Here is a 14,138-nt window from a genome sequence, read left to right on the forward strand (position 1 = left end):
TTGGATAAGTTCTCCCAATCAAAGTTACCATATTTTCTGAGCCATTGTGTGATAGTTGATCTTGCTTGTATGCCATATTTATGACTAGCCTCTAATCTTTCAAGCCGACCTGATTCAATTTCTTCGACTACCTGAAGCTTAAAAGAAAGCGAATAATCTTTTTGGGTTCGCTTTACATACCCTTTATTTGTTGGTGATTCCATATACACTTGATTTTAGTGTATCGCTATATTAGGACGGGACAATTTTAAATAATAAAAACCCCGGTAAATTTAAATTTACCGGGGTTTTTATTGTTGTTGGAAATTCTAACTATTCTTTCGCATTTACTTGTTTCGTGGTGATTTCTACAAGTCCTTTCACCTTATCAGAATTGTAACCTTTTTCTTTGATCAATGATAGCGATTTTCTAATGTTAACCGATGCAATTTGCTCTGGTCTAATGCTGTTGAGTTGATCTTTATCAATTTCCTCTCCATTTACTAAATAGACTGTATTTTCATCGTTCAATTTTGAATTGGTATTATCGAATTTTAAGGCGATTTCAGCACTGTCTGGAAATTGATGATCATTGATTTTCACAGCAGTAACTTTAAAATCAGAGGTCATTGTGAAATAGATAAATCCTTTTAAAAAATTATCATTGTTCTTCTTTTTAATGTCTTTGGGGAATTTTGATAAATCAGAATAATAAAGTTTAGGGAAGTCCTTTGGTGTCGAAATAGTTAGTGTCTTTGAGGTCTCATCGTATTGGAAATCTTCAACAAGAATATAATTTTCAACAAGCTCTTTTTTATCAATTTTTTTACCGTTGATAATAATGTTTTCAGCATTATCAATACCCTCAAGTTGTTTTTCAAAATTTGAAGCTTCAGTAGTTGCTTCTGAATCATTGACCTGTGCTTTAGCCTCCTGGATTTGAAAAAATAAAAAAGAAACCATTAATAATGGAGAAACAATGAAGGTTTTCCAAAAGCTGTGAAAGTAGTCGTTTGTGCAGTACATAAGAATTGGTTTTTAAATTAAATTAGTAATTAGGTAATAATTCATTACTTGATTTTGATCTTGCCATCTCCATCAGAATCACTCATTTTTGTACTGATTTGAATTACTCCATCAATTTTCTTAGGGTCATAACCGTTTCTTTTTAAGTTATCAGGGGACTTTATAATTACCATTGATTTTACTTGTTCAGGGTTTAACTCGTAAAATTCTTTCTCATTGACTTCCTTTCCATCCACTTTGTAAATAAGTTTATCAGTACTTTTAGCAAAGGCAGGTTTTTGTAATGTGTTATAATTTTTTCGTTCAGATCCGTTTATAAAAGTCTTCTTTTTGGTTGTGATTTTTAACAAACCATCCACTTCACTTGAATCATACCCAGCATTTCTAAGCTCAATAGGTGACTTTACCACAACAGTCGATTTGATGTCCTCAGGCTGAATCTGGTTAAGTTGGTCACTTTCTACTTCTCTTCCGTCGATAAGAAAAATTACATTTTGATTATTGTTTAAGGCAGACCTATATTTTTCATAAGAATTCTCATCTTGGGATGCATCTATATCCTTTCCTTTTTTGGTGGTAATCTGGATTATCCCTTTAATAAAATTGGAGTTGTAACCTTCAGCTTTCAGTTCTTCTGGAGATTTAAGAATGTTTACAGATTCAATTTCATCTGGATTAATATTGACTGCTTCACCTCGTTCTGCTTTGACTCCATCCACAAATATGATCATATCCTGGATCTTGTATTTGCTTTCCGGTTCTAAAAAGGTTCTTTTAGAACTAGAGTACTGGCTAGAAAGCGATAGGTTTCCAAGTTCTTTGGAGGGGTCGTGAGTTATAGTAGTTTTGACGTTTTTAATTCTCATAATTGAGACCTTATAATCTGAATCGAGCTGGATATAAGTAATTCCTTCTAAAGCTTTATCGTCATATTTTCCCTCAATTTCTTTAAACATATCTACCATATTGGAATAAAATGCTTTAGAAAATTTAGATGAAGTGGTCACTGATAAAGTTTTAGACTGTTCATCATATCGAAAGCTTTCTGCAGGAATGTATTGTTGTAGAAGTGTTTCTTTAACTACTTTTTTTCCATTGATGAGGAAGTTCTCAGCATTTCTAATATTCTCGGAGTCTTGCTCTTTGGTTGAAGAAGCGGTTCTATACTTAGATCCTGCTGAGCTTTCACCAATTTTAAAATCAGTAAGGATTATTTTAATGACTTCATAATCTGAAGATACTTTAAAGAATGTCATTTCTTCTGTGATGTTTTTACCAAACTTATCGATAAGCTCTTTTTGGATCTCGGAAATTTTAGAAAAATAAGTCTTGGAAAACTCAGGTTTAGTGCTGATGGATATGGTTTTGGAGTCCTTATCATAGCTATAGTCTTTAACTGGTATATAGCTATTGCCTAATTTTTTCTTATTTACCTTTTTTCCATTAATAATAAAGTTTTCGGCGTCTTTAATGTTTTCGGACTCTATTTTGGCACCTAAAGTTTCTTTAATTGGTGATGCCTTTTTAGGTTTAGAGGTTGCTGAATTTTCACTAATTTTAAAATTATTGATAGTCATAACAATGACTCCATCCTCTTCAACTTTATAGTAAACCACTCCTTCTGGCTTTTCTCCGTATTCAAATATGGCATTAAGCTCTTCTTTAGCTTCAAACATTCTATCGTAGTAAGGCTTAGAAAATTCTGATCGCGTGGTAATATACAGGGTGTTTTGATCTTCTATGAGAGTATATTGCTTCACAGGAATATACTTGTTAAGCAATTCAGACTTATCTAGTTTCTGCTTATTGATGATAAAGGTCTCAACATCTTTAAAATCTTTGGGCTCTGTCAATGCCGCCTGCTCATCATCTCTTTTAGTCCCTACCCTAAAGGGTTTTTTTACCCCTTCAGAAAAGTCTCTGTAGAAATACACCGGCAACTTTTCAACATCTGGAGAGGTCACAGATCCTTTAAAGCCGTCGTTGGAATCAACTTCCAAAGTGATGGACCTTAAGTTGCCGTCGGTCGTAAATTCCAAATCGAAATAATTCATATCGATATTAAATTCCTCTTTAAGAAATTTTTTATCCGACTCTAAGGTTTCTCTGGTAGTGGTTTCATCATAGGTAGTTTCAACTTTTGTGATTTTAGCTTCTGAAGTTATTTCAGATTCTTTTACCTGCGCTTTCGTTTCCACTTGGAAAAGCAGAAAAAAGACAACTAAAAGCGGGGAAACGATAAAGAGTTTCCAAAAGGATTGAGTTTTGTTTTTATTAAGCATCATGATTCGTTTTTTGATGGGAGATTGGTGAAAGGAATGTTGTAATTGGGATTGGTATTGTTGCTGCGTAGCCTTATATAAGGTCATTTGGTAATCTCTTTTTTTAGTTTTGGCTACAGCTTCATCGTCGGCTTCGTATTCAAGATTCAAAACCAGACTTTTTTGATATAACCAGGCAAAAGGATTGAACCAAAAGAAACAGTTATACATATGTGAAAACAAAATATCAATGCTATGTTTATTTGACATGTGAGCCTGTTCATGAGCTAAAATGATTTCTAATTCGTCTTCAGTATAAAGTTTTGGATCATAAACTATATAATTCAGAAAGGAAAAAGCGCCTTCGGAAATTGATTTTTCGATATAAGTGATTTCTTCAGATTTAAAAGCTTTAGAGCTTTTTAAAAATTTAATAAGCCTGAAAAATTTAACCATCAGATAAATGGTAAATACCATTGAAATACCGACATATAAAATTTCGATTAGTGAATTTTCAATAATGTAGGACCACATCAATTCAAAGTTGGAACGTTTAGTTTCAGTAGGAACAAAATCCGAAGAAAAGGAAGAAGCGGGTATTACCCAATTTGATTTTTCCACGTAGATCTCTTCAATTTTAGTGTAGGTGAAAAGCGGAAGAATCAAGCTTAAAAAATAACCTAAATGAAGGTAAATTCGCTTTAATCTGTGGTAGGTTTCAGCTTCCAGGAAGATTTTATAAATCACCCAAAAGAGTGCCATAAGACAGGAGGATTTAGCTAAATACACTAATAAATCCATCAGCTTTTGTTTTTAATGAGTTCCAGAATTTCTTGCAATTCTTGTTCTGAAATTTTATCCTGCTGAGCGAAAAACGACACCATATTTTTATAAGAACCGTCAAAAAATCGGGAAGAATTCTGTTCTAAAATCTTCTCGCTGTAGCTTTTCTTATCTACAACGGGGAAATATTGATGGCTTTTTCCAAAGGCTTTGTGAGATACAAACCCTTTGTCTTCCAGCAATCTTACCAACGTAGAAACCGTGTTGTAGTGAGGTGTTCCCTCTAATTCCTGCTGTATTTCCTTGACGAAAGCTTTCTTCAGCTTCCAAAGTGCAGCCATAAGTTCCTCTTCTTTGGCTGTCAATTTTTCGAAATTTTTCATATTTTTTGAGTATGACAACTAATGTAAACTAAAAAAACCGTTATTAAACTGCAATTCCAGTTTTTAACATTTTGACTTTGAAAATTTTAAAGCAAATTCTGAAGTAAAAATATTTTTGATACACACGGAACGATTACGTGTTTAACAATAAATCGTGGTCGTGAGAAGTTTTACTCTGAATAAATTTCTATCAAAATTTTAATCTAAAAGCTTTACCAATATATTTTTTAAATTGAGTTTTTCAATCCATTAAAGGCATTGTAGCATTGGTCTTCTCAATGAAAAAGATGCTATCAAACATGTTTAAAAGAGGTAGCTTGTAATAGTCTTTTTCAGTTTCTTTACTATATCCTAATAATCTCAGATCAATAAATACACCTTTATTTTTGAAGTTTTTTGTCTCTAAGTAATATGAATCCTCATCTGCTTCGTTGAATAAAGCTTCCCATGACTCTGGAGGCTGAAAACTAATTTCTGACTGCAGAAGTTCATCATCATAATCGTGGTCACCATTAATAAACCTTTCTTCAATATATGAATAACTGCCTTTTAATGAACTCATACCTACAGAATGGTAATTGTCACCGAATTCATATTTCAAATTTTCCCCCATTTCTCCTATTTCACCATCTACGTTTACTGTGTTGGAAATATGAGCATTATGCGCCCAAACAATCAATTTTGAATCTGGGTCTTTAGCTAAATAAGCAATCCGATCGGCCATAATCTCATCACGACTTTTCAAAGCTTTTTTATTCACTATGTTATAATAATTGACATAAGTGTTTTTAATGTTGAATAAATATTCTTTTAGCTCTTTAGTTAATAAACTCTTAGAATCCAGGGATTTTTCTAAATCAATCGCTGTTTGATAAGCAAAAGCTTTTAATTCATTTTCATTACCAGCTCTTTTACCTGATTTTTTATATTTCCTGTTGAATTTTCTCACGGATAAAGTAGCCTCATCATTGAGTTTTTCAACAAGTTTCTTTATTTCATTATCTTGATTTACAGAAAGTTTATTCTTCAATAATTCATGCAAAACCCAGACAGAATCATCCATTCCTTTAAATGCTACTTTAGAACTAATGCTGTCATTTTTGTACCAGTCCAAAAATGATTTCATCTCCTCGGTTTGATAGATAGAAAAGAGGTGTTTTCTCATCAAATTGGAAATTTCTTCTTTCTTAATATTTTCTACTAATGATTCTATATCATCGTAAGGACTCTCCAAGACAACAACATTAAATCCCTTTTCTGTAACCAATCGTTTTGTAATCGTTTCCCTTAGCTTGTAATATTCTGAAGTGCCATGCGTATCCTCACCAATCGCCACTATTTTTTTATCCCCGAGAGTTTCTATTAAAGGAGTCAAGCTTTCATCTAATTTTTCTTCACTGGAAATATCCAGATCATTTTTATTTACTTGGATTTGTTTGATCGCTGAAAGCTTTACTTCTGGTGTAAATTCTATTATCCTATCGACACCTTTCAGTTCTTTGCCATCAATAGTAACTTTAAGGTCATCAATCCAAATCTTGCCTTTACCTGAAAGCAGACCTCCTACAACTATAGCTTCAGCAATTCCAGTACTATAATTTAATTCGAACTCATATTTCTGCCAGTCATTCGTTCCTTTTATTTGTCTATCTGACATGTTATAAAAGGCAACTCCAGGATCAACCCTCAGCCACAGCCCGGCATATCCATCTGAGGATACATTCTCAGTTTTCATATAGCCGGTTAATTTTATTTTTTTTCCAATAAAATCTGCTGGTATATAATAAGCCAAGGCCCCAAATTTTTTTGAATCCTTTTTGGATTCTATATATCCCGAATTCTTTCCATTGAAAGCTATAAGTGTGTCTATACCTCTTATATAATTTGAGTTATCAAACTCCGGCCAACCTAGAGCATTACCGCCTTCAGTTATTTCAAAATCCAGATTGAGTCTGTCTAATTCAGTAGTTTGTGAGAATGAGATGGATGTAATTAGGATTAAAAAAATAAGATTGAGAAGGATAAGTTTCGAATTCATAATATTTATAATTGATTAGACCGTAAACTTAGTCTATCTCCATTTTTATGCAAAAGCAATTCATATAAGTTTAAGTAAAGGCAAACCGTTTTCAAAGAACAAGAATTCCTTACATTTGACCCAAAACTAAAGGCATGCCAACTTGGGAATCTCTCTTATCACTAAAGCGCCAGGGCGATAAAAACAAACGCATTCGTAAAGAACAGGACGACACTCGGCTGGGGTTTGAAGTGGATTACGATCGCGTGATTTTCTCTTCAGAATTCAGAAGCTTGCAGGACAAAACTCAGGTGATTCCCTTGTCCAAAACCGATTTTGTCCACACCCGCCTTACTCATAGTCTTGAAGTTTCTGTGGTTGGGAGATCTTTAGGTCGTCTTGTGGGCAAAAAGGTTTTAGAAAAACATCCTCAGCTGAAGGGAACTCACGGACATCATTTCAATGATTTTGGAGCTATTGTAGCAGCGGCAGCTTTGGCTCACGATATTGGTAATCCTCCATTTGGTCACAGCGGAGAACGTGCCATTGGTGATTATTTTAAATTTGGAAACGGGAAACGTTTCGAGTCGCAATTACCAGAAGTAGTGTATCAAGACCTGTCCATGTTTGAAGGTAATGCCAACGGCTTTAAACTGCTGACGGATGACAAATACGGTTCGCCGGGAGGATTAAGATTGTCTTATGCTACTTTAGGCGCGTTCACCAAATACCCAAAAGCCTCGCTCCCCCACAAACCGACCAAGCAAGTGGCCGATAGAAAATTTGGTTTCTTTCATCAACAGCAAGATAAATTTCAGGATGTCGCCGAAGAACTCGGGTTAGAAAAAAATTCTGATGGAACTGAAATTCGTTACAAACGCCATCCCCTCGCCTTTTTGGTTGAGGCTGCCGATGATATTTGTTACACGATTATCGATTTTGAAGACGGGATCAATTTGGGTTTAATTCAGGAAGAATATGCTTTGGAATATTTATCCAAAATCGTCAACAAGAGTATTAATACTGAAAAATATTCTCAACTCTCTACCACCAAAAATAGGATAAGTTACCTACGGTCCCTAGCCATTGGAGCGCTAATTGAAGATGCTGTTTCCATATTTATGGAGAATGAAGAAGCGATTCTTAATGGCCACTACCATCATGCGCTGCTCGATAAATCCACTTACAAAGTTCAGATTGAAGATATAATCAACATCAGTATTAAAAATATTTATCAAAGTCAGGAGGTGCTGGACAAAGAGATTGCCGGCTATAAAATTCTGACTAAAATTCTGGATGATTTTACTACCGCTGTAGAACATCAGCATGCAGGGAATGCCTCCAATTTTGACAAATTAATTCTGAAAAACTTCCTCAAGGATTTTAATTTCTCAGAAGCAAAACTTGAAGACTGGCTTATTGATGTCTGTTCTTTCGTCGCTTCCTTAACCGATAGCAATGCGTTGCGGACTTATCGTAAATTGACGGGGAGTGATCTTTGAAAGAAATAATGAATATTGGATGTCGAATACTAAATAAAGTATTTCAAATTTAGTATACTGAGAAGCTCTTTGCGAACTCTGCGTCTTTGCGGTTTATAAAATAACGAATATCGTATATTAAACACAGAATTTTGAATTTACCCCCTTCCTATAACCTAAGCCCTATCACCTTATCCCTAAGAATTCCTGTACTGTTTCCAAAAGCAACTTCGGGTGTTCGATATAAGACATATGACCGCCGGGTAAAATTTTAAGTGGAACCCCAGCTTGTTCTGCTACTGTTTTAGTTTTTTCAAAATTGATGACTTTGTCTTCTTTTCCTAAAATGATCAGACTCTTATTAGAGATTTGGCTGAGGACCTCAGTTCTATCTTTTCGGTCCCGCATACCCTTTAAGGTATTGATAATGCCTTGTTGAGAACATTTCTTAGCTTCAGTAATAGCTGTATAAATTTCAGAAGACAATCTTTTTTGATCTTTAGGGAGAAACAAATGCTTTACCGCCATGCTGATGAAAGCTTCAGGATACTTCTGAATCATCGTTACCGCCCGGTCTCTTTCGGTTTTTTTGTCTTCAGAGTCGGCCAATGAACTTGAGTTTAAAAGAATGAGCTTTTTAATTTTTTCTGAACGAAATTCAGCTAAAGCTAATGCGACATAACCTCCCATAGAATGACCGAATAAACTGAAGGTTTCCAGCTTTTTGTATTCCGCAAAAGCCAAAATCAAGGCTGCATAATCTTCCATGCTATGGATATATCCAATCGCGTCGGTCTCACCATGACCAGGTAGGTCAAGACAGAAGACTTGATGCGTTTTAGAAAGATTTGCTTCTAAACTCTCCCACATCGATAAATTTTCTAAAAAACCATGAAGTAAAATGATAGGTTCTCCTTCCCCTGAAGAGGTGTAGTGAATTTTGGTTTGTTTGTATGTAAAGGTCATGTATCTAAAAAAAACTAGTCAACCGGTTGACTATTAGACCAGTTGACTAGGTAAAAATAGGTTTTAAAAATTCCGAGTTTAAGACTCTTGTCTAAAGCCTCAAAACTAAATACCATTATGAATTCATCAAGTCTTCGATCTCCTCGATTTCAATAGGAATATTCCCCATTAAATTTTTGGGAGCGCCTTTTTCTTGAATCACCACATCGTCTTCCAAACGAATACCCATATTCTCCTGGGGCAAATAAATGCCTGGCTCTACTGTAAATACCTGATTGGCTTTCATTGGTTCATGCAACAAACCATAATCGTGAGTATCGAGTCCAATATTATGCGACGTACCATGCATGAAGTATTTCTTATAGGCTGGCCAGTCTGGATTTTCGTTTTGAACATCAGCTTTATCCAAAAGATTTAAATCCAATAATTCTGATGTCATCAATTCACCCACCTCCACATGGTAATCCTTCCAGATGGTTCCGGGCACTAACATATCAGTCGCCAATTTCTTTACTTTATTGACAGCCTTATAAATTTGCTTTTGTCTGTCTGTATATTTTCCAGAAACAGGAATAGTACGAGTCATGTCGCTAGTGTAGTTGGCATATTCTGCACCGACATCTATCAAGATTAAATCACCATCCTTTAACTGTTCTTTGTTTTCAATATAATGAAGTACTGTAGCATTTTTCCCTCCAGCAATGATGGGCGTGTAAGAAAATCCGCGGGATTTATTGATTAAAAATTCGTGCATGAATTCAGCTTCCAGCTCATATTCCCATTTGCCAGGCTTTGTAAATTCCAAGATTCTTCTGAAGCCTTTTTCGGTGATATTACAAGCGGTTTGCATCACTTCCAATTCAAGCGGATGCTTAATGGAACGCAGCCTTTGAAGAATCGGGTTGCTTTTGGCAACCTGATGTGCAGGATAATTTTCCTTAAGCCAGACATTGAAGCGGTCTTCGCGAGTTTGCGTGGCGTGAGCGGCTCTATAATGTTCATTGGTATTCATGTAAACCGTACCTGTAAGTGCCATCAATTCGTTGAAGACCTTTGTAAAATCTTTAAGCCAATAGACAGTCTCTATTCCTGAAGTTTCAAGTGCTCGTTCTTTATTGAGTTTTTCACCTTCCCAAACGGCGATATGTGGGTTGGTTTCCGTCAGAAATAAGATTTCGCGATGTTTTGGATCTGGAGCGTCTGGAAATAAAACCAATATGCTTTCCTCCTGATCTACACCAGATAAATAATATATATTTCTATCCTGCTGAAAAGGAATCGTGCTATCTGCTCCTATTGGGTAAATATCATTGGAGTTGAATACTGCCAGACTTCCTGGCAACATTTGACTCATAAAATTTTTTCTATTCTGAATAAATAATTCCTTGGATATAGGCTCGTATCTCATTTTTATCAATTTTCTTCAAAGGTATAAAATGGAGCTTAAAAAATCATCAGAGATTGAAAAGAGGAAAATAATTACGGAGAATCCATATTCACGACAAGGTTTTCGTGGTTTTCCTTCAATAGGCTTTAAATTTATTCTAAATTAAGCGTAAATCATTGACTTCATTTGTTTCAGAGCTTTGTGTAGCGTATTTTTGCACAAAATCAAATACAGAATAATGGCTGGAATAAGCAAAACATCAATAGCAAGGAAAGTTGCTATGGCTCTTTCAGGACTTTTTTTAGTCCTTTTTTTAGCTCAACACTTCACTATTAACTTCACATCAGTAGTAAGTCCTTCTACTTTCAATGAGATTTCTCATTTTATGGGGACCAACTTTGTTGTACAGGCTATCCTGCAACCTATTTTAATCGCAGGAGTAGTTTTTCATTTCGTAATGGGGTTTGTACTCGATATACGAAACAGAAAAGCGAGAGGAGTAAAATATAACAAATTTAATGGTCAGGCTAATTCACCATGGGTATCTAGAAATATGATACTTTCAGGATCAGTAGTCTTAGCTTTTTTGGGATTACACTTTTATGATTTCTGGATTCCAGAATTGATTCATAAATATGTAGAAACAAATCCTGATGATCCCTTCAGATATTATGACGAAACCATAGCTAAATTTGCAGGTAATCCAATAAGAACAGGTCTTTACAGTATTTCATTTGTTCTGTTGATGTTACACCTTCTACATGGTTTCGCTTCTTCATTTCAAACGATGGGCGTTAACAATAAATACTCTAGTGGTATTAAGATTTTTACCAAAGCTTTTGCGATTGTTATTCCAATGGGTTTTGTATTTATTGCGATATTTCACTACTTTAATAACTTATAAGCGAAAGGATTATGTCAGTTTTAGAATCAAAAATACCAGAAGGTCCAATTGAAAAAAAATGGACCAAACATAAAAATGAAATCAATCTTGTTAATCCTGCTAATAAAAGAAACATCGACATCATTGTTGTTGGGACTGGACTTGCAGGTGGAAGTGCTGCGGCAACATTTGCAGAACTCGGTTACAATGTAAAGACATTTTGTTATCAGGATTCTCCGAGACGTGCTCACTCTATAGCAGCACAAGGAGGAATCAACGCTTCCAAAAACTACCAGGGAGATGGAGATTCAGATTACAGATTGTTTTACGATACAGTAAAAGGCGGCGACTACAGATCTAGAGAAGCTAACGTTTACAGACTTGCAGAAGTCTCCAGTAATATCATCGATCAATGTGTTGCTCAAGGAGTTCCTTTTGCTAGAGAATATGGTGGTCTTTTAGACAACCGTTCGTTTGGTGGTGTATTAGTTTCTAGAACTTTTTATGCTAAAGGACAAACTGGGCAGCAATTGTTACTTGGAGCTTATTCAGCGATGAATAGACAAATCAACAGAGGAAAAATCCAATCTTTCAACCGACACGAAATGATGGATTTGGTCCTTGTCGATGGAAAGGCTAGAGGAATTATTGCTCGTGATCTTGTGTCAGGTAATATTGAAAGACATTCAGCGCATGCTGTTGTTTTGGCCTCTGGTGGTTACGGGAACGTATTCTACTTATCTACTAACGCCATGGGAAGTAATGTAATGGCAGCATGGAGAGCTCACAAAAAAGGAGCTTTTTTCGCTAACCCTTGCTTTACACAAATTCACCCAACTTGTATTCCAGTCTCTGGAGACCTACAATCCAAATTAACTTTGATGTCCGAATCCTTAAGGAATGACGGACGTATCTGGGTGCCAAAGCATGAAAAAGATGCAAAAGCGATAAGAGAAGGAAAGTTAAAGCCTACTGAAATTGCTGAGGAGGATAGAGATTATTATTTAGAGAGAAGATATCCAGCATTTGGTAATTTAGTTCCTCGAGATGTTGCATCGAGAGCTGCTAAGGAACGTTGTGATGAAGGCTATGGTGTAAACAAAACAGGACAAGCAGTTTACCTTGATTTTAAAGCTGCTATCGAGCGTTACGGGAAAGAAAAAGCATTTACTTCTGGACATAAAAATCCAAGTAAAGAAGAAATTATAAGATTGGGAGAACAAGTTGTTGAGTCTAAGTATGGTAACTTATTTGAAATGTATGAAAAAATTACAGATCAAAATCCTTACAAAACTCCAATGATGATTTTCCCAGCTGTTCACTACACAATGGGTGGACTTTGGGTCGATTATAACTTGATGACTACCATTCCAGGATGTTATGCAGCTGGAGAAGCAAATTTCTCAGATCACGGTGCCAATAGACTTGGAGCTTCAGCCTTGATGCAAGGTTTAGCAGACGGTTATTTTGTTCTTCCTTACACCATTGGAGATTATTTGGCAGAAGACATTAGAACTGGGACAATTTCTACGGAAACTGAAGAATTTGTAACTGCTGAGAAAGAGGTTAAGGAGCGAATTCAGAAGTTGTTTGACGCTAAGGGCAAAAATCCTGTAGATTACTATCATAAGAAACTTGGTAGAATCATGTGGGACAAATGCGGAATGTCTCGTAATGAGAAAGAACTTAAAGAAGCTATGGAGGAAATCAAAGAGCTGAGAGAAGACTTCTGGAAAAATGTAAGAATAACAGGTAAAGCTGAAACTAAAAATGCTGAATTAGAAAAAGCAGGACGAGTTGCTGATTTCCTTGAACTTGGAGAACTTTTTGCTAAGGATGCCCTAGAAAGAAATGAATCTTGCGGTGGTCACTTTAGAGAAGAATATCAAACTGAAGATGGAGAAGCTTTGAGAGATGATGAGAATTTTAGATTCGTATCTGCTTGGGAATATGTAGGAAATCCGAGAGATGCTAAGCTTCACAAGGAACAGTTGGAATTTGAAAATATAGAATTAAAAACAAGAAGCTATAAATAATTGAATTATGAAGCTTAAACTTAAAGTATGGCGTCAAGAAGACGCTCAAGATAAAGGAGGATTTAAAAACTACGATGTAGATGGAATCGACGGTGATATGTCGTTCCTGGAGATGCTTGATGTTCTTAATAACAATCTAGTCAATGAAGGCATTGATCCTGTAGAATTTGATCACGACTGTAGAGAAGGTATTTGTGGCTCTTGTTCATTGCAGATTAATGGTGAACCTCATGGTCCAGACAGGAGAATAACTACTTGTCAGCTACACATGAGAAAATTTAAAGATGGTGATGAAATTGTTATTGAACCGTTTAGAGCTACTGCATTTCCAGTAATAAAAGATTTAGTTATTGACAGATCTGCTTTTGATAGGATACAACATGCAGGAGGGTATATTTCTGTAAACACTTCAGGAAATACTCAGGACGCTAACTCTATTCCAATCGATAAGCAAGATGCAGATGATTCATTTTACGCTGCAACCTGTATTGGTTGTGGAGCATGTGTAGCTGCTTGCAAAAATGCAAGTGCGATGCTCTTTACTTCCGCTAAAGTATCTCAGTTTGCCTTGTTACCTCAAGGAAAGATTGAAGCTCATGAGCGTGTCTTAGAGATGGTTCATCAAATGGATAAAGAAGGTTTTGGTAACTGTACAAACACCGGAGCCTGTGAAATAGAATGCCCAAAAGGGATTTCATTAGAAAACATTGCAAGATTAAATAGAGAATATCTGAGTGCAAGCGTATTTAGCTAATAGCAAATTCAGCTATTAATTTTTAAAAGCGTCTAGGTGTAAATCTAGGCGCTTTTTTATTCTATAGTGAAAAGAAAATTATGAAAGAAGGTGTATTAAAGTTTCTTTATTTGGTCAACATAGGATTACTTATAGTTGCTGCGTTTTACCTGATAGCCTATCGCCAAGAAGGCGAATGGATT

11 protein-coding genes are annotated in these 14,138 nt (G+C 35.5%); 4 read left to right on the top strand and 7 right to left on the bottom strand.

What is annotated here, in order from left to right; genetic code table 11:
- From LB452_RS06035 to LB452_RS06055, 5 genes are all read right to left on the bottom strand, one after another.
- A partial coding sequence (locus LB452_RS06035) for a helix-turn-helix domain-containing protein (protein WP_224460835.1) occupies positions 1-203 on the bottom strand: 203 nt, incomplete at its 3' end.
- 109 nt (positions 204-312) lie between these two features.
- Positions 313-1,005, bottom strand: coding sequence for a hypothetical protein (locus tag LB452_RS06040; RefSeq protein ID WP_224460836.1), 693 nt, complete (start codon positions 1,003-1,005; stop codon positions 313-315).
- Between the two features lie 44 nt (positions 1,006-1,049).
- A complete protein-coding gene (locus LB452_RS06045) occupies positions 1,050-4,067 on the bottom strand; it encodes a M56 family metallopeptidase (protein WP_224460837.1) in 3,018 nt (1,005 codons plus the stop codon).
- Entirely contained in the window at positions 4,067-4,432 is a 366-nt protein-coding gene (locus LB452_RS06050) for a BlaI/MecI/CopY family transcriptional regulator (protein WP_224460838.1), read from the bottom strand. Before LB452_RS06050 ends, LB452_RS06045 begins: the two co-directional genes overlap by 1 nt.
- A 241-nt stretch (positions 4,433-4,673) precedes the next feature.
- Positions 4,674-6,470, bottom strand: coding sequence for an erythromycin esterase family protein (locus tag LB452_RS06055; protein ID WP_224460839.1), 1,797 nt, complete (start codon positions 6,468-6,470; stop codon positions 4,674-4,676).
- A gap of 134 nt (positions 6,471-6,604) precedes the next feature.
- Between LB452_RS06055 and dgt the strand changes: the two genes are divergently transcribed.
- The gene (gene dgt / locus LB452_RS06060; RefSeq protein ID WP_224460840.1) at positions 6,605-7,951 is read left to right on the top strand and encodes a dGTP triphosphohydrolase; all 1,347 of its coding nucleotides are present in this window, start codon (positions 6,605-6,607) and stop codon (positions 7,949-7,951) included.
- A 165-nt stretch (positions 7,952-8,116) separates the two neighbouring features.
- Here the strand turns inward: dgt and LB452_RS06065 are convergent, their stop codons facing one another.
- Positions 8,117-8,896: an alpha/beta fold hydrolase gene (locus LB452_RS06065; protein ID WP_224460841.1), complete on the bottom strand. Its 780-nt coding sequence runs from the start codon at positions 8,894-8,896 to the stop codon at positions 8,117-8,119.
- A gap of 115 nt (positions 8,897-9,011) precedes the next feature.
- Entirely contained in the window at positions 9,012-10,304 is a 1,293-nt protein-coding gene (locus LB452_RS06070) for an aminopeptidase P family protein (protein WP_224460842.1), read from the bottom strand.
- Between the two features lie 217 nt (positions 10,305-10,521).
- On the opposite strand from LB452_RS06070, the gene LB452_RS06075 reads away from it, so the two are divergent.
- Genes LB452_RS06075 through LB452_RS06085 form a run of 3 tightly spaced genes read left to right on the top strand, consistent with a single transcriptional unit; the run spans position 10,522 to position 13,956 of the window.
- On the top strand, positions 10,522-11,187 hold the full coding sequence (locus tag LB452_RS06075) for a succinate dehydrogenase cytochrome b subunit (RefSeq protein WP_224460843.1): 666 nt from the start codon (positions 10,522-10,524) through the stop codon (positions 11,185-11,187).
- Positions 11,188-11,198: 11 nt separating this feature from the next.
- On the top strand, positions 11,199-13,202 hold the full coding sequence (locus tag LB452_RS06080; RefSeq protein ID WP_224460844.1) for a fumarate reductase/succinate dehydrogenase flavoprotein subunit: 2,004 nt from the start codon (positions 11,199-11,201) through the stop codon (positions 13,200-13,202).
- Between the two features lie 7 nt (positions 13,203-13,209).
- Positions 13,210-13,956 carry a succinate dehydrogenase/fumarate reductase iron-sulfur subunit gene (locus LB452_RS06085; RefSeq protein ID WP_224455535.1) on the top strand — a complete coding sequence of 249 codons (747 nt, stop codon included), beginning with the start codon at positions 13,210-13,212 and terminating at the stop codon, positions 13,954-13,956.
- Positions 13,957-14,138: the final 182 nt, after the last annotated feature.

The sequence above is a fragment of the Psychroflexus longus genome, assembly GCF_020164595.1.
Lineage (GTDB): Bacteria > Bacteroidota > Bacteroidia > Flavobacteriales > Flavobacteriaceae > Psychroflexus > Psychroflexus longus.